At 41.1% G+C, this 18,310-nt stretch carries 13 protein-coding genes and 1 tRNA gene; 11 read left to right on the plus strand and 3 right to left on the minus strand.

The annotated features are described in order from the left end of the window. Positions 1 to 115: 115 nt before the first annotated feature. The 10 genes from lptF (at position 116) to FE810_RS03410 (ending at position 10,455) form a co-directional block, all read left to right on the plus strand. Positions 116 to 1,225, plus strand: a complete 1,110-nt coding sequence (lptF, locus tag FE810_RS03365; RefSeq protein ID WP_138318617.1) for an LPS export ABC transporter permease LptF — start codon at positions 116 to 118, stop codon at positions 1,223 to 1,225. A gap of 2 nt (positions 1,226 to 1,227) precedes the next feature. Further along, positions 1,228 to 2,298, plus strand: a complete 1,071-nt coding sequence (gene lptG / locus FE810_RS03370; RefSeq protein ID WP_138318618.1) for an LPS export ABC transporter permease LptG — start codon at positions 1,228 to 1,230, stop codon at positions 2,296 to 2,298. A gap of 170 nt (positions 2,299 to 2,468) precedes the next feature. After that, positions 2,469 to 2,984, plus strand: a complete 516-nt coding sequence (locus tag FE810_RS03375; protein WP_138318619.1) for an RDD family protein — start codon at positions 2,469 to 2,471, stop codon at positions 2,982 to 2,984. 145 nt (positions 2,985 to 3,129) lie between these two features. Beyond that, positions 3,130 to 3,216 (plus strand) — tRNA-Leu (locus FE810_RS03380). A gap of 103 nt (positions 3,217 to 3,319) precedes the next feature. Further along, entirely contained in the window at positions 3,320 to 4,330 is a 1,011-nt protein-coding gene (locus FE810_RS03385) for a tyrosine-type recombinase/integrase (RefSeq protein ID WP_138318620.1), read from the plus strand. Next, entirely contained in the window at positions 4,323 to 5,039 is a 717-nt protein-coding gene (locus FE810_RS03390) for a hypothetical protein (protein WP_138318621.1), read from the plus strand. The genes FE810_RS03385 and FE810_RS03390 overlap by 8 nt, the downstream gene beginning before the upstream one ends. A gap of 140 nt (positions 5,040 to 5,179) precedes the next feature. After that, positions 5,180 to 5,443 carry a hypothetical protein gene (locus FE810_RS03395; protein ID WP_138318622.1) on the plus strand — a complete coding sequence of 88 codons (264 nt, stop codon included), beginning with the start codon at positions 5,180 to 5,182 and terminating at the stop codon, positions 5,441 to 5,443. A gap of 319 nt (positions 5,444 to 5,762) precedes the next feature. Beyond that, positions 5,763 to 7,658, plus strand: a complete 1,896-nt coding sequence (locus FE810_RS03400; RefSeq protein WP_138318623.1) for an AAA family ATPase — start codon at positions 5,763 to 5,765, stop codon at positions 7,656 to 7,658. A gap of 1,743 nt (positions 7,659 to 9,401) precedes the next feature. Further along, complete coding sequence (locus tag FE810_RS03405; RefSeq protein WP_138318624.1) at positions 9,402 to 9,881, plus strand: hypothetical protein; 480 nt, start codon at positions 9,402 to 9,404, stop codon at positions 9,879 to 9,881. A 22-nt stretch (positions 9,882 to 9,903) separates the two neighbouring features. Next, complete coding sequence (locus FE810_RS03410; RefSeq protein ID WP_138318625.1) at positions 9,904 to 10,455, plus strand: hypothetical protein; 552 nt, start codon at positions 9,904 to 9,906, stop codon at positions 10,453 to 10,455. A gap of 546 nt (positions 10,456 to 11,001) precedes the next feature. On the opposite strand, the gene FE810_RS03415 is transcribed toward FE810_RS03410, so the two are convergent. The 3 genes from FE810_RS03415 to FE810_RS03425 form a co-directional block, all read right to left on the minus strand. After that, entirely contained in the window at positions 11,002 to 12,435 is a 1,434-nt protein-coding gene (locus tag FE810_RS03415) for an SNIPE associated domain-containing protein (protein ID WP_138318626.1), read from the minus strand. 493 nt (positions 12,436 to 12,928) lie between these two features. Next, positions 12,929 to 13,606: a hypothetical protein gene (locus FE810_RS03420; RefSeq protein ID WP_138318627.1), complete on the minus strand. Its 678-nt coding sequence runs from the start codon at positions 13,604 to 13,606 to the stop codon at positions 12,929 to 12,931. Between the two features lie 818 nt (positions 13,607 to 14,424). Continuing rightward, positions 14,425 to 16,812, minus strand: coding sequence for a TonB-dependent receptor (locus FE810_RS03425; protein WP_138318628.1), 2,388 nt, complete (start codon positions 16,810 to 16,812; stop codon positions 14,425 to 14,427). A gap of 628 nt (positions 16,813 to 17,440) precedes the next feature. Between FE810_RS03425 and FE810_RS03430 the strand changes: the two genes are divergently transcribed. Next, positions 17,441 to 18,010: a hypothetical protein gene (locus FE810_RS03430; RefSeq protein ID WP_212744453.1), complete on the plus strand. Its 570-nt coding sequence runs from the start codon at positions 17,441 to 17,443 to the stop codon at positions 18,008 to 18,010. Positions 18,011 to 18,310 lie beyond the last annotated feature (300 nt).

Here is an 18,310-nt window from a genome sequence, read left to right on the forward strand (position 1 = left end):
GCCAGATTCGTCGTATTGACGGCAAATTAGCCATATTAATTTTTTATAAAAACGGTAAGTTTACTTAAAAATCCTCTAGTTGTCAGAAAAAAACTAAGTTTTTTGGATTAAATCTGTGATTATTTTTCGATATTTATTAGGTGAAGTCAGTCGTACGCAACTGGGAGTATTCCTGGTGTTAATGACTATCTTTATCAGTCAGAAGTTCGTACGAGTGCTGGGCGATGCTTCCGATGGTGGCATCCCCGGAGATATGGTGATGACGTTTATCGGTCTGACCATTCCTCACTTGATTGGCATTATGCTGCCTCTGAGTCTGTTTTTAGGTATTTTGCTCGCTTATGGCCGTATTTACGCTGAAAATGAAATGACCGTTTTTCATGCCTGTGGTGTCAGTGAGTGGTACGTGGTGCGGATCACGTTAGTCGCAGCATTTGTAACGGCATTAATCACCGGTGCGTTTACGCTTTATTTATCTCCTTTGGCCGCTGAAAACGAATATCAAGTCAAAGAAAAGCTGGCCAAAGACATCGGGATATCGGCGCTGGTTCCGGGCCGGTTTCAGAAAACATCGAATGATAAAGCTGTGGTCTATGTGCGCGATATTGGTAAGGATAATCGCTTGCAACAAGTCTTTGTGGCGCAATTACCCGATGACGATGCCAACGGTCACAAAGAGGATAAAGTCAGTTTGATTTATGCCGCCAGTGGGCGGGTTATCGAAGAAGATAATGGTGAACAGCGATTGATGCTGGACTTAGGAAACCGTTATCAGAAAGACAAAGGAACCGGAGAGTTTGAAACCGTGACCTTTGGTAAATATGAAATGCAAATTCAGGAACAGGAAGTTGAGCATAAACGTCGTAAATTAACCGCGTTACCGACCCTGGAACTGATGCAAGACAAATCGGTGGAAGCCATTGCGGAAGTACAGTGGCGTTTTTCTTTTCCCTTGTCGGTGTTGATCTTAACCTTGATAGCCGTGCCATTGAGTGTGGTGAATCCACGACAGGGCAAGTTTGCCAAGATGTTCCCGGCTTTACTGCTGTTCTTATGTTATTTCCTGCTCTTAACCAGCGGTCGTACCGCCATTGAAGATGGTATTCTGGCACCGGAAGTGGGCCTGTGGCCGATTCATATCATTGCCTTATTTTTGGGGTGGACACTATTGCTGCGTAGCCGCAGCAGTGGCAAGAAAATCAAAGCTAAGTTAAAGAGGCGCTAGGCATGAAAATTCTCGATTTCTATATCGGTCGGGTGATCGCCTCCACGACATTTATTACCCTAGCCGTGCTTGTCAGTATCTCAGGCATTATTAAGTTTGTTGAGCAAATGCGCGCGGTTGGACGAGGCAATTATGATTTAGCCGACGCTGCCTTGTATGCCTTGTATTCGGTGCCACGAGATGTGGAAATCTTCTTTCCTATGGCAGCGTTAATTGGTGGTTTGATTGGCCTTGGGATGCTCGCCAATAACTCGGAACTGGTGGTGATGCAGGCGGCGGGGCTATCAAAGCTACAGATTATCAAATCCGTAATGAAGTCCGCAGCACTACTGATTGTGGTTTCGATGGCGATTGGCGAGTGGGTTGCCCCAGAAGGTGAAAAAAGTGCTCGGGAATTAAGGGCCAGAGCGATATCCAGTGGTAGTTTAATCTCTGCAAAAAACGGCGTCTGGGCCAAAGACGGGGATTTGATTGTACATATCACCGAAGTTCAGGACACCATGAATCTTAAAAATATCGCCATCTATCGCTTTGACGACCAATATAAAATGTCGCTATGGAAAAACGCGGATTCTGCAACCTGGCAAATTGCAGAGAAGCAATGGTTGTTGACCGAAATTGAAGAATCGCAACTGACCGATAAGCAGATCAATACATCGCGACGGGATACCGAATTATGGACGTCCTCTCTGACCCCTGACAAGTTAGGGGTGGTAACCGTTAAGCCGGAATCATTATCGGTCACAGGCTTATTAAGCTATCTCGATTACTTAAAACAAAACAACCAGGAAACCAGTCGTTATCGATTGGCATTCTGGCGTAAATTAATGCAGCCCATTACCGTTGCGGTGATGTTGCTGGTGGCCCTATCCTATATCTTCGGACCATTGCGTTCGGTATCCATGGGGGCTCGTATTATGATGGGAATTGGTACCGGCATTAGTTATGACTTTTTAAACCGTATGTTTGGGTCGATGAGTCTGACGTTTCAGTTCCCGCCGATAATCGGCGCGATTTTGCCAAGTTTGTTATTTGTCGCGATTGCAATTTACTTGTTAGGGCGCAAGGCCTAATTAAGACCAAAGCCAAAATCAAACAGCAAAGCGAACATTCTGCTGTTTATGAATTCACTGAATCAATTCGGATTTAGTCTGACTGGGTAATAACTTAATATCCCTCCTATAGACTGAATTCGGTTTTTTCATTAAAATCACCGACAATCTTAACACCTGAGTAACGCATTTTGGCCAGCCAGCAATCCAATACCACCCAATCTTCATTGACGAGTCAATCCGGATATCCACGAGCGGGTTTTCGTCGTCGTTTCGGCTCCTGGGTCTATGATGCATTAGTCGCGATCGCTGTATATATGTGCGCAGGCGCGGTTTCTTTTGGGATTTTTGGTGCCCTATACTCCGCCGGTATTATTGACAGCCAGGGGTTTAGTCATCCAATTGACCTACAACAAAATTCCTTACTGTGGTCATTGATCATTTATGTATGGAACCTGAGTTGGGTGAGTTTCTTTTTTGTGTATTTCTGGGCGCGTAGCGGGCAGACCATAGGCATGCGCGCCTGGCGTTTAAAGGTACAAAATCAGGATGGCTCGTTAATTTCTAAAACCACAGGAATTAAACGTTTGATTTTTACCCTGTTCGGCTTAGGTAACTTGCTGGTGATTGTCGATCGCCACAATAAATTGTCACTGCAAGACCGATATACCGACACTGAAGTTGTGGTATTGCCGACCGTAAAGTAGGCAGTGTAACCCGTTTGTTTTGGGTTTATGACGAAACAGCGCCTATTTCTTGTGCAGATAAACACAAAGCGCAAGAAAACACTTGCTAAGGCGTTATTCTTTCGTATAATGCCTCCCATCAACAGACGATGTTGATGCATGTGTTGCCGGAGTGGTGGAATTGGTAGACACGACGGATTCAAAATCCGTTGCCTTTGCGGGCGTGCCGGTTCAAGTCCGGCTTCCGGTACCATTTAAAACCCTGCCTAGTCAGCAGGTTAGCTAAGGATAGCTACATTTCTAAATCATTGGTTATAAATTCTTTTAACGCAATTTGACGTAATAAGGTTTATACCATGGCCACAGTAAGAACCCGAAAGGGTAAAAGAGAAACCACTTATAAAGTGGAATTTATGCGCAACGGAAAACGCGTTGCAAAATCCTTCAAGAAAAAAACCGATGCTGAGCGTTATTGTGCTCGAATAACACTCGATAATGACTTTGCAGACGGTCTTACTAATTATTGCTTAACATCGCTTACTTTAAGCGACTCTATCCAAACATTTTTAAATCAATATCAAAAGAAAGATCCGTGTGTAATTACTCGCTTAAATTGGTGGGCCAAACAAATCGGTCACATGCCTCTGGGCAAGATAACTAAATTATTGGTGAAAAATACTTTGGCGATATTGTTGGACTCAGGTAAATCTCCTGCAACATATAACCGATACAAAGCGAATCTTTCGACACTATTTGAATTCATCAAAGATGAATACGATTTGGATGTAAACCCTGCTAGGCAAGTAAAACAACTGGCAGAATCAAAGCCTAAAGACGAATATCTATCAAAAGCGGAGCTAGAACGCTTGTTAAGCGCTGCTAAGGCCAGTAAATGGGACAGACTTTACTTATTGGTACTAATGGCTGTGTCCACCGGTTGCCGACGTTCTGAGTTGATTAACTTGCAATGGAGTAACATTGATTTCAAAAACGCTACGGCATATTTGAACGATACTAAAAATGGCGATCGTCGTATCGTCCCCCTTACAACAACTATCATTAATGAACTAAAGTTAGTGCGCCAGGTGGGGGGCTTTATATTTCAACATCCAAGAAAGAACCAGCCATTTAGAAACTTCGATTGTCACTGGTATCAACTGTTAAAAGACTCAAATGTCAGCATTCGTTTTCATGGTTTACGGCATACAACCGGTTCATGGTTGGCTATGGAAAATACCCCGCTTAAAGCCATAGCTGAGATTCTTGGTCATAAAACAATACAAACGACGCAACGATACGTGCATCACAGTACTGAACATAAGGCCCAAGAAATTAACCGTGTTTTTGCAGGGGTAGGTAATGGCTAATCCTTTCATCGAAATGTTACAAAATATCGGAAGAGATCAGCGTAGATTGTTACTAGAATTTTTAGTTTATGCTCAAGAGAAAATACAGCAACAACGAGTTACGCTATCCGATGAGGAAAAAGCGATAATTTGCGCACTGAGTGCAGCTTTTAACGCCTTGTATTTTAATGGCAAATTACAGGTAATCGATACTCGCCCTGCTGGTCGTCAAAAAAACTATTCAATCAAAGATAAAGTCGCTATTTACGTTCTCGCACATTACTACGCAATCGGAGAAAAAGCAGATATAAACATCAGGAAATTATCGGCTATGACAGGGATTAGCAGGCGAACAATTAAGCGTGTTTATGATGAAGTGAACCAGGATTCTTTATTGTTGGATCTTGCCGAGCCTATCTTCGAGTCTATGCTTTTAGACTATAAAAGTAAGTTAGAAAAAGAACTCGATATTAATTGGGAGACATTTGACTATGTAACCCATAAATTGCCCCAGGTAAGTCTTGATTCTATAAACTTAATTGGAGCTGATTATTGTCTGATCTACATTGTTGAATCGATATGGTTATCGAATATGAATCCAAGTCAGGTAAGCGAGGCTACACCATTCTTTTTATATTACATCGGGGTAGGTGGATTCTGTGACAAATCAGAAAGACAATATCCATCCCTTGCCCACATGTTTAAAACCTTCTTAACCTCAGTCAATTAACCTTCAAACAGCTGGGCGAAAATAAATATTTGCGCCCAGTATTCAAGCATAGTTTTCAGTCCTAACATCAAAAATGACTAACGGTTAGCAGCTCTAACCAATGATTTAGAAGTGACAGGTGGTAACGCCAAAGGACAATTATGATGTTAAACAATCAACAATATAAAGAAATAGTGACGAGTGTTGATGGCTGGATCCCATTAATGGTTATGGCTGAGAAATCAGCATTGTTTAGTTACGCTCAACTGCGATTAATGCATAACCGGAGGGAGGAACATCCGCATTTAAATAAGTGTTTTCGAAGAGTCGGTAAACGCATCCTAGTGAACGACAAATTATTTGGATTATGGATGGCTAATGAGTTGCCGGAGCAGAGAGCCGATATGCTAACGGAAACGACTTAATCACCGCACTTAGGATATACAATCCATCATTTAGCCAGGTTTTATAGGCGGTGACGGCAAGTATGACGTAAAAAGTGACGCAAATTTTTTTCTAGGCATGAAAAACCCCGCAATTTGACAGATAAGCGGGGTTTTGAAAAAGCACTTGTTAACGGATGTGCATTTCAATTATATGCATTGTTATCGCTCGAAATCCATTATTACTTTTAAACTGAAATTTCATCATATGAATAATGTTCAAAAGTTAATGTTTATATAGAGCTGTTATTAGTGTTGAAAATGCCTTTAAGTTTTTCACCGACTTATTGCAGGGAAACGAATGGCAGAACAAGGTTATTTTGAAAAAGTTCAGAATGATTATGATGCAGGCACTGACCAGCTCTATACCAGATATTTAGATGATTACAAAGGAGATATTGAATTAGACAAACAGCTTCTAGTGCGAGCCGGAGTGAGGCGGAATGCGAATTGCCTGATCTACCCTATCACTACTTTGTTTGATAACACCCCGGTTCAATACCAAACGATTTACCCTACAGGAAACGGTTTCGAAAAACGGTTTGCAGGTAATTCTAATGGTCAACCAGTTTGCCAGATATTTGGTAGTGATAGGACTTCAATAGCAAATCAAATCTATGGCTTGAAAAGCGGGACTATCGTTTTGTGTGAATCACTAACGAAAGCTTGTGCTTTGTATCAAGCTTTACATTCGAGCACCCGTTGTATTGTTCTGAACTGCTTGAATAGTAATGGAATTGCAAAAGTAGCTGAAGCGATTCATGTTATCATTAATAAAAAAAATATAAGTCTGATAATTGCCGCAGATAATGATTGCGATAAACCTAGCAATGATAAAAATGGCAGAGAACTGATCGTTGGAGGTTTGCAAAAAAAGATTCATGAAATTTGCGTCAAATACCAAATACCGTTAGTCAAACCACCTGTCGGATACAAGGATTTCGACGATTTTTATGGCTCTAACATTTACGCGCCAAGCGAAATTATTGAGTTAATCGACAAGGCAAAGCCTGTTTGCGAAAACCCTTTAAACAAAAAAGTATTATCATTAAACTTTGATCCTACTGATAACTCAGCTCCTGATTGGGTGATCGAAGGGCTATTGCTGCGGGGCTATATAAGCGTACTTTCGGGCGCAGGTGGTAGCTCTAAATCACTTTTAAGTTTGTCAATTGCTATCAGTGTTGCAATTGGAGAGCAAACAGCGTTATCAGGATTTGAGAAACCAAAACAAGCAAACGTACTGGTCTTAAATAATGAAGACGATGACCTAGAACTACAGCGAAGAATATCTGCTATTACTGGACTATTTGGCATTAATCTTCGGTCTTTATTGGATAAGCTATACATCATCTCCGGATATCAAGAAAAGCTTTTATTTGCTTATACCGATGAACGGTCAAGTGTTTTAGAGACGCCCTTAGTCCAATACCTTATCGAGTTTATTAAAGTTAATAATATCGGTGTGTTGATAGTCGATCCGTTTATTTCAATCCATTCGGTAAATGAAAACGACAACAATCAAATAGAAAAGGTGATGTCGATATTTCGTTTTATCGCTGGAACAACAAATTGCGCGATTCAATTGGTTCATCATATCCGAAAGTCAGGCCAGGATACGGAGGTTATTGCTGGAGACGCTGAGTCATCTAGAGGGGCTAAAGCCCTGATCGATGCTTGCCGTATCAGCCACACCCTAGCAAAAATGAGTAACAAAACTGCATCACATTTAGGAATTCCGCCCGAGGTACAAGCGAGATTGGTACGGTTTGACGTTTCTAAATCCAACTTTGCACCGTCTATTAGCAACACAACTTGGCTTTTATTGGAATCAGTATCTGTTGGACAACATTTGACTGCTGGAGCACACCGAAGTGTATTATTGGAAACTTTTGGAACTAAGCCAACCTCAGAAAGAAAACGAAACGTGATTGATTTAGCTGTTAGAACAATGATCTCAAAGTTGGGAGTATACCGGTCAGGCATGATTAGTTCGACCGAGTTTATTCCGGCATATAAAGACCAGGCGCAAGTTGGCAATACAACGGTTCATGAAGACATAACTAGATTGCCTCGTGGAGAAAAGAATTCTGCTATTCATGTATTCCCTAGTAGTGGTGACCAATATCGTATTTGGTATGAACCAGGACGCTATAAAACAGCGCCTAAAATGATTCATTTACAATCGATAAATTAAATTTGAATAAGGTTTTTCTGGAGCATCAGGGACGATTTAAAGGCATTAAACAACCGAAATGCTCTGAGTAAGATTCTATTTCCGGAAATCTAAAAGTGTAGTGTTCACGAGAGCTAGAGGACTTGTTTACCGATTGTGAGAAAAAAAGGAAATGTAAGCGGATAAGTCATTTAACAAAGGGAAACAGGGAGAAATTTCCCCCTTTGATTAGAGGTATTTCGATAATTCACCGGAAAGCAAAATTTGGCTTCCTGGAAGCCCTTTATAAATGCAGTTTTTCGGTTTTCCGGTTTTCCGCTTACTACGTAAGAAAATAAATGCCGGTAAACCCGGCAATTTTTTACGAAGTAACAACCAGCTTACAGGGAAAGTCGAAACAGGGGATTCGCGCTGCAAGTTAGCTGAAGGTTTGTTGCACCACAGTTATTGGATTTCATAAAAGCAGAGAAATAAAAAAGGAGTAAATCAAACGTCAGAGTGCACAGTTAACGCATAAGGGGATCTGGGCAAAAAATTCAATCAAGGTCATTCTGGTTATTAGTATTAGCCCTTGAGTACGCTCAATGGAAAATTACAAATAAACCAATTTATGAAGGCTATTCACATCGTACGTTTTTTTGATTTAAAGCTTGTCGTTTAATTTAAGTATTGGGCTATCAGTATATATTAAAATTTTAACCATTTTCGGATTGGCAGATATACATTTGAGTAGAATCATTTGATGTCACCTTTTTATTAGTTCCGATTATTCAGGGTTACATCCTGGGTCCTTTTTAGAGAGACCGAAAATATCGATTTTCCTTTTTTATAGTGTTCACCATATTTGTCAGTTGCCAATGTTACCGGGTAGCTCAAAGGTTGGCTGTGGAACAGCACAAAGGTATTCTAACTTAAAGTTTCAAGTGACCCCGGTTTCGTGAGAGTTATTATTAGTGCTTGTTTTTTCCCATGCATATTTTATGCTGCTCAACGAGTCAGAAGTCAGAGGTTACGTCCTATGCTAAGTATTATTTCTCTAGCTTTCAAGTGCGGAAAGTACGTAAATTCATTAATGCAACCAACTGGGGGAACTTCGATAGCCATAAGAGCTATGACGGGGCTAGCAAGGCTTAGAGCAGTCGCTACTTTAGAAACTTTTTAAATTAAATATTTTAAAGCGTGAGCTATCGGGTGTATGCACAGCTTAGCGTCCTTGCTGGTACGCCTGGCATTTAGTTATGTAGACGGGTCAGTAATATACATCTAGGAGTACCCTTTTATTTCAATAAAAATCAACATGAATTAAGTGGGGTAAGGTGTTTTGTGATGAGTTTTAATATACTGAAAACCTTCTATTATATCATCCCGTGAGTTGATGTTTTCGCCAAACATAAGAGTAAAGTTGAAGTATTGGTAATATCTGCCCCAAAGGAAATTTCAATGATTCCATTTCACTTATAACAGCTATATGCAGCTCCATGGGTTAAATAATGAGCTATGCATTTTTTTACAACGTCGCAACGTTCTAAACCCATTATGTTAGTAATCGCTAATCTGTTGGCTATTTGAATGTTCGTCCAGCTAAAATATTTCTGCAAAAATGAGTTGTTTCAGGTGGGTTTTCTAACAACTTCAAACAGTTATAAAATTTGTGGAAATCTAATTGTTTTTTGCTTTTATACCTTTTAATATTCACCCCCAATTTCTGTTAAAAACTTAATGTTGTCTACCAATTCAACCCAAATAAAGTAAGGTTTTTTCAATATGAAAAAAGTGATTATTATCGCTCTATCCGTTATTTTGTCTGCTTGTGCAAGCATAAAGATAACACCACCAGATCAAGTAAATGTAGATACTCAACGAGTTTTTAATTCTAGTTACGAACAAACATGGATTAGGGTCGTTGATTGGTTTGCTGAACATCATGTTACCATCGAAAAAATTGAAAAAAGTTCCGGGCTAATTACAGCAAAGTATCTGATCACTGATACCAACAATTTTCTTGATTGTGGCGATATAAGAGCTAGTGGAACGCTTGGTGATGCGAGAATAAATAAGTTAGGCTCTTTGAACGTTACCGTTCGAGCAACACATGATGAAAAAACTAAGGTAAACGTTAACTTTTTTGGTGAATTCAAACTTTACGCAAATGATGGTTGGGACGGGCGATTAATAACCGCCGAGGGAATTTGTGTATCTTCAGGAAAACTAGAACAAAATATATTAGATTTCATTGAGAATTAATCTAATAACGGGAAATCTAACTTTGGCTGTTTTACGTAAGACTATGATACCGTTCAAGTACACGCGGTTAATCACAATTCCATTGTCAATAGCTTTCGCAGTGGGCAACTATTGGCTTTGGATTAAACTAAGTAGTGTGATAGGAGATTGGTCGATACTTGGCCTTTTTCTAACGCTCTTTGGGATGATTCCCGGGGCTTTCTTACTTGCATTTTTAGAGGATTGGTCGCATAAACTTTATAAAGTTTATGAGATTAATTCCTCATATGATGATGTTGAAACTATTATACAGGTTTATGGCGAGGCTCTAGAGGCCGCAGCCACGCTTCCTCCCAACCTGATTGACGAAATCAAATTACCTTATCCCAAAGCTATAATAAAACAAGCCATAATTGAAGGCCTGAAAAGTTCGGACGATGTTGAAATGAAAGAGCAACTCAAATCCGGATATATCATGCTCGCAGAATGGTGGCCCGATGCAAAGCGAACTAAACAAGGCCAAGGCATCTCGCTTAAAGTTCTACAGGAACAAGCAGAGCTAAAACAAGAATTGCAACGGTTAGGCCTTTGGTAACCAAGCTCTTCCAAGAGTTATCAAAAGAGGGTAGTTAACCAAAGCCTGTCACTTCTCACGTTGCTAGAAATTGAATGCTTCGTTGAATTAGCTCATTGCGATGTTAAACAATTATCTATCATAGCTCCCTCTATTAGGATGAATACTGAGAACTGCAAACCCCTTCTTCTTTAGTGCATGAGCCAATTCGGCTTCTAATCTTGCAATACTACCTCACAAAGGAACATAGTTACTGAACGTGTCTTGTTCGGGAAAATTATCCTTAATTAAGCCAGCTTAAACTGACACTCTTCGGGAATCAGATCCACTTTTAGGACGTTTTTGACTAAAGTATTTCCTTTTGCTGCGGGTTTTAGGTTTGAGTGCGGAGTTAATCGGCTTAGAGGTGATAATACGTTAGTAGACGAAGAATCCCCAGTTCGACCAATATACCAGTAATCAGAATTGCTTTTTTTGTGCCGAATGCGCCAGGCGTAAAGTCAAAAGCCTGGCTCCACTATTCGGCCACTAAACTAAAACTAGTTTGGTATAGGTTCATAGTCTTTACTAAGCAGCATTTTTATCAACCGCTAAGCTCTCTTTATATTCTGATGCTTCAGCGGCAAGCGTCCAATGAATTTCATTAAAACCTTGTTCTTCGACAACCTTGCGGATTTCCGAAATGCTGGCTCTGAAAAATTCTTTTCTAGAGTTTACCTTATTGAGGCGCTTCTGTGAGAAGCTGTTGTGCAATATTTTTTCAAGTTCTGGCGCATCATTACTATGTATCATAGCATGGACATCGAAAGAGAACGGGACTGAGGCATCTCCCAATTCCTTGACTCTATCCATGGGCTCGAGGCGTCGAGTCATACCTATTTTAAATACATCTTCACCAAAACTTCCCATGTTGCTTATGATGTAAACATGACCTCGACGAGTTTGTTGTGCCATTGATAAGGCGCGTTCACCCTTTGCTTCCGCTTCAGCAAGTTTTCCCTCAAGCTGCTTTAGTTGTGCCTCGTATTCTACTTTTTGTTCTTCGTTTGCCGATAGGAGCTCTTTGCGTGCTTTTTCTAGAGCTTTTTGAAGCATACGTTCTTCCTTTTCAGCTTCTTTTCTAGCTTTTTCCATCTCACGAATGGCTCTTTCTTCTTCACGCATTTGAGCTTTGATCTCTGCTTGTTCCTCTTTCTCTATTTTTCTCAACTCAAAGGCAGCCACAGCCCATTTAAGCTCGTCGAGGCGCGCATCAAGGTATTCTTGTCTAATCCGTGCATTTCGAAAAGGTTTACCATTGTGATTTACTAAAGCGAAAGCATCGATAATTTCTTGTTTAATTTTACCGTAATTGTCGTGCTTAACTTTAGCCATTGCGGTATCTACTTTTCCGTTAAAGGCATCGACACAGAAATGAATGGCGTAGGTGCGCCTAATGTTCTCTACGTAATCGCAATCTCCCGCATAACCTTGCTTCACCATATCTCGGGTTGTCTTGCGAGCCATCTTTAGTTGTGAACCAGCCTCTTTAAAGTCGAATTCATCGGCAAGTTCATCGAGTGTGGAATGGTTTGGGATGATGTAATCATCTTTATATCCGTTGATAGTGTTCTTCATTGCTTGAATGGCTTTTTCAAAAGCCTCTGTCTGGCCTTTTAATGCATATGCCTCACCAGCGATTTCTGTAGCTTGCTTTTCAGCTTGTTCAATAATGCTCTCTCTTTTAGCGTACGCATCTGCAATGATTTTTGAGGCTTCGAAAACCTTAGCATCAGCGTTTTTTAAGGTCTCTTCGGCTCTTTTTTTCAGTGCCAGAAGTTCATTTTCAGCGTTAACTCTGTAATCGTTAATATCGTCGATTGCTTCGATCTTATCCGTATACTTGTCGAATTCTTTTAATTTCTTTTTGGCTACGCTGAGTTGCCAACTTTTTATTAGGGAAAAAACTATGAAGCAAATCAAAAAAATGGAAATGAAAATTGTAAAGTGACTAGAGTCCATAACTAAGGAGCCTTGATTAGGTTTAAATAATTTGGGAAAAATTGTCGTTGGTTTAAGTAACCATCGATTTTTATTTTATCAGCATCTGAAATTAAAAGTTGCAACTAGTTTGTCTATCTATCGTGAGTCTACTTGCTACCCCAATGCAATTTTTTATCAGAAAACCTAACCTTACAATAGAAGTTAATAAAGGTTTTGGCAGGTTCCTTGATTCATGCCTTGCTCAGTTTATGAAAGCAGTTGGGGGATTCAATCCTTGGTACTCTTTAAGTTAAAGATGTTGTTCTGTATTGATATTCCTAAGCATTAATATTTAACAATACACTTATTAGCGTTCAGCGATTTTTGTTTCTAATAGGATGATTAAGTTCGTACATCAAATAGAGATATTTTAAAGAGTTTTGCTAGCCGAGTCTTTTAATTGATTGTTTACCATGTAACCAGAGTGTTAGTTTTTATAATTGGGTAAGTTGCTAACTAGCTCTACTTCGGGTTAAGGAATAGGTTTTGATACAGTGACTTTATCTGACGTAACATTGACAGGCTGGGCTACTGATTTGTTATTATCAATCGCTATTTGATGGCGCTTTTCTGCGAGTTCTAGTGCTTTGATTGAGTTGTCTAATCTTGTTTCGGACATTTCAATCAATTTCTCGCTTTGGTCGAGTCGCTCCTGATTTATCCCTGTATTTATAACTAAGTAAATGACCGCTATAAATGAGGTGATTACTGCCGCTGCGGATACACCAAGGCTAGAACGACTAACAATTATTTGTTCGTTAAATCTGCGCTCATTGTCGCGATGTTCTTGCAACTTTAAATGAGCCTCTAGGCCCTCTTTGTTTAACTTATATGCAGCACAAACTATTTGACTAGCACCTATCGTATAATTGGTATTTAATTTTTTTAAGAGACCGTAATCCACCAAAATTTGTGCGATTAGCTGAGCTGTCTTAAATAACCTTAAACTTTCATCAGCCCCCCCATTGGGAATTAGAGGATCGTATTTTACAAATTCTAAAAACGATTCTAAATGCTCTAATTGGTTTGTTTCGGAAATAAAAGGATGTTTGGAATCTCGAATTAAATCAACGTTACTTGTAGAAGCTATGACTAAATAACCTCGATCTACAATCCATTTCAAAGCATTTCTAATCTGCTCGGATTTCATGATTTTAATTCCTTTTTTACTTTGAGTTATTTTAATTATTTGAGAGCGATAAAATGTCACATAATGAAGAGCATGTCATTAACGTTACTAAGGAAATATTGTTTATTACAATATTGGGAGATATTGCTTTTTTATTTAATTTATCCCTATACGCCATTCATTATCTCATCGAAGCTACAATTCCTGAAAGGGGGGGGGGGAGAAATTATTGAGTAAAGCGAGTTTTTTTCTCGGCGAATAAAGCTTAAGCCGAACGAATACTCTTAGTGTCAAATCTTACTTTTCAATGCCTGTGCGCTAGGGTGATATGAGTAATGTTAGATAGTAACTAATATATACAGTCTTCTTTGGATAAAATCGTTTTCCCAGATATGAACATTCAGTTGTTACTGAACCGAATCGTGACGTAAAACGTGACGTAATGACGCAACAGCAGCTAGCAACAATGCGTACTAAATGAAATCCACTAGCTTGAAATAGCACCTATTAGCACGTAATATCGGTTGCGTAACCCTTGATTTAGGATTCAAAATCCGTTGCCTTTGCGGGCGTGCCGGTTCAAGTCCGGCTTCCGGTACCATTCTCTAGATAGAGAACTTTAAACCTAGCATTGCTAGGTTTTTTTGTATCTGCGCTTTACGTATTTTCTACTTTCAATCCCTATCCCATGTTACCTAGCGCGACCCACGGTATATGTATCTATCATTAGCATTCGGTGTCTTGGTAGTCACCGTAAGAACGTCATTATGTGCAATATTCAAGCCCCGACGTTGTCAACTTCGCAGCTTCACTAAGTGTTGTGACATCGGCTTTGTTCCTTACCAGGCGTAATCGAGGCGTAGACCAATCAGCGGCTCGGCTTCACTATCATCCTCTACTTCAACACCTCGGCGATAGTCAAACTCGGTGTCGTCGCTGGAGGACGCTGCCGTTAGGTTGATGACATCGAGAAAGGCCGTGACATCTATGGGGCCAAATGCTCGTCGATAGTCAATGCGAAGGTTCACTAAGCTGTAGTTGCTTTTGCGGCCGACATTATGCTCAGTGATCTCTTTTGAGAACCGCAAAGGTTGCCCTGGTCCGAGTACGTCTGAGTGAATAATAAAGAGTTCGTCTGGCCTGCCAGAAAGAAACTTGTAGCGACCGGCGACTTTCCAGCGGTCGTTGATTTCCCAGGTCAGACCGAGGGTAGCGACATGCTCGCGGCTGAAGTCGGCGGCGATAGCACCGCGACCGTCTTTGCGATCGATGACGATATCGTTATAAGAGTAGGTAGCCGTCGTGTAAATACCTTCGCGAATTGTACCATTGACCACGACATCGACGCCGTACGATGTGCCGTCACCAATGTTTGCGAACGTGCCCCGTACTCGATCAAGGTCTACAACCAGGTTGTCGAGATTTTGATAATAGGCCTCTGTTAACACCGACCAGTTGCTAGCTGGGAAATATTCAAAACCCAAACTACTGTGGGTGATTTCTTCGTTCTTAAGGTTGTTCGACTCGTTAGCGGCAAGCTCTAAATAACGTGGAGACTGATAAAACAGCCCTGCGGTGGCAAAATATCTAATCGCTGCACCCGGCCGCCAGTTGATGCTGAATCTGGGCGACGCGATGCTTTCGTCGGCAAAGCCATCCCGCTCGAGTCGAACACCGGTTCGAAAATCCCAATCGCCGAGCTCAAATACCTGATCAACGTAACCTGCGTAGCTGGTTTCTTTCTGATTCAAGGAAGCGTTAGTATCGGTGGGTGTGAGCACAATATAACGCTGTTCGGGGGATGGCCTATAGTCATTCTCGTCGTAGACAAATCGGTTCCAATCGCCATCTAAGACCGTGACGTAGTTCAGTTCAATTTGTGTTACTTGAATACCTGTACTGAACACACCCCATTGATTCACCGTTTCGAAGTCGCTTCGCCAGCCGAGCTCAGTCTCATTTTCTCCGATAGTAATAATGTCTTCTCGCACGGGAAAACTCGACGCCGGTGTTCCCGGGGGGACGAGATCAGGAAATGCTTCACCCTCTGAGCTGACCTTGTCGCTTTGGCGATAGTAAATCTTATTGGTCCAGACGGATTCTTCACCGATTAATGATTGCAACGTCAGACCATACAAATCACTGTCTTGTTTAAAATCTAGCAACGCAGCATCTTCGAAATTAGGCGATGCAAACACATGAGTTACGTCGCGCGTATAGTCTTCGTGTGTATCCATGAGTAGAATTTCAAATGTATGGTTCTGGTTGATTGGCATGACCGACTTAACGATGATATCTCTTAAAAGAGGCTCTCCAATATCGAGTTCTTCAATGGTTTCGAAAAAAGCGCCGAAATCCAGGCGTCTAGCAGAAACGAGCAATGTTGAGTCTTCAGTGATACCGGCAGGGCCGTCGTAACCAATTTCATAGCCCGCAAGGTCAAGCCGTAGGCTTGCAGAAGGGCTTGGGTTACCATCGGCAACTTCGAGTTTGAGTAGCGATGCCGCCCGGCCGCCGTAGGCTGGCCCCCATCCCCCGGGAGAAAACTCAGCACCACTGATAACATTTGGTGCGAATATCGAGAAACGACCACCGCCCCCAACATCTTCATCTTCACCCAGTGTCGCATCAAAGTGCACCGCTTTATCAAAAGGAAAGTCATCGACGAATAACAAATTATCTCTTGGGCCACGGCCTCGCACGCTAAAGCTTGCAAATTCTCCGGTGGCAGCCAAGCCAGGTAACCCGTCCAGAGACAGGAGCGGATCTGCGCCTCCTCCAACGGCACTTCGCAACTCTTCTCTATTGAGATAAGTGCTGGACCCTGATGCAAATATATCAGCCTGTCTGGCTCTAACTTCCACAATATCCATCACCGCTTCATTGGGTAGTTCAAATTCAATCTGTATATTTTTACGCGTTATCACGCGTATGCTTGGCTCGTAGGAAGAAGCGAACCCGGTTTTCGTTACCTTAACCGAGTAAAGACCAGGGTCGAGTTGTTTAACGATGACACGACCTTGTGCGTCGGTTTCTATTGAACGCGTGGAATTGGTGTCCCGCTCCGTGATGGTGATCTGCGCGGTTGGTAGAGGCCGATCAGTAAACTGATCTTTCACAAGGATAGTCATCCCACCAGGCGCCTGGGCTGCATGGGCTAATAGTGAAAAGCCTAAAAGGAGCGCCGACAGAGTGATCCTCAATCCCTGACTCAAATATCTGCTCATGTTGCAATATCCTCTAGAATCGGCCGTGTTTAATTAATGGAACACAGGGGTGTTAGCTGCGCTAATGTAACGAATAAGTCACGGAGCTATGAAAGTTACATGACAGCAACCTATTATTTTTTTCATCGAATGACTAGGTTCACAATGCGTCCAAGGTGAACATTAGTTTTCTCTTTATACGTATTTAATCTAATGATAAATAAGAAAAAGTCAAAGATATGATAGCGTAGAGATGCAGTGATTCTATTACAGATTAATTGCTTTGGGCGATAAGAGTCGTTTCGTCTATGGCTCGAAAAGGTGCCATCTTACGTCATATTTCTCGCTTTTAAAGGAGCAAGATTGGTATTATCAATTCCTAACGTTTACGCCTTGATAATTTTCAGTTTGTTAAATATTTCCCTCATCCAAAGGTCCATCTGTTGCCGATGATAAATACGCAAGGGGAAATATCGCTTCTTCTATAAAATATTTTTAAATCAACGAACAAGGCTCAATTGTCTAATTGCTGGATAAAAATTCATCATCAACTATTCTTGACTAAATCCATACCTTGATCTACCCATTATCGACGTATGTAATTGATAAATGATCATTGTGGTGATTACTAATCAACCTAGGAAACATAATGATGAACGTTAAATACAAAACCATTTCTGTTGTTATGGCGTTAATATTCTCAGCGACAGCGCTTGCTGAGGAATCTAAACAAGATAAAATTGACCGGGCAAAATCCGCGGCGCCTTCATCGGTGAGTGATAACGCAACCGTAGTTGATACCGATGGAACTGTTTTGCAAGAAGGAAGCAATGGCTGGACCTGCTTACCCGATACGATGCCTGGCGATCATGCGCCCATGTGTAATGATGCAACCTGGATGAAAATGATGGCTGCGGTCGGGAAAAAAGAAGAGTTTGTCGCAGACAAAATTGGTATCTCTTATATGCTCCAGGGCGAGCCAACGGGTTCTGGGGTGAGTAATTCTTCGCCGCATCATCCAGACCATAAAAATTCAGACGATTATGTCGAAACCGGCCCTCATGTAATGATTATTGTGCCAAAAGAAATGTTAAAAGGCATGACGGATGATCCTAATGTCGGTGGCCCTTATGTGATGTGGGGTGATACCGATTATGCCCATATTATGCTACCGGTTTCCCTTGATGGTAAGCAAGTCACTACCAAAGAAAGTAAATAGCGGATACGAATCGTCCAGGCACGTTTGCAAAGGTCAAAGAATCGACTTTTTACAGACCCAGGCGGTATCAACCTGTCATTAAGCTCAGCGATGTTGCTGAGCTTTTTTATTTGTTTCGAATCCCGAATTACATCATCGAGATCCCCGAATTCATACATTATGTGAAGTGAGCCGTGGGCATTGTTGAATGAACAATCCACAATGAACAATCAATAATAAAGAATGATCAAACACCTAATGGTTAAATACACGGTAATTCTTAGTATTTAAATGTGTTCGCAATGCGTATTTTCAAACGGC

This window comes from Thalassotalea litorea, assembly GCF_005843925.1.
Lineage (GTDB): Bacteria > Pseudomonadota > Gammaproteobacteria > Enterobacterales > Alteromonadaceae > Thalassotalea_A > Thalassotalea_A litorea_A.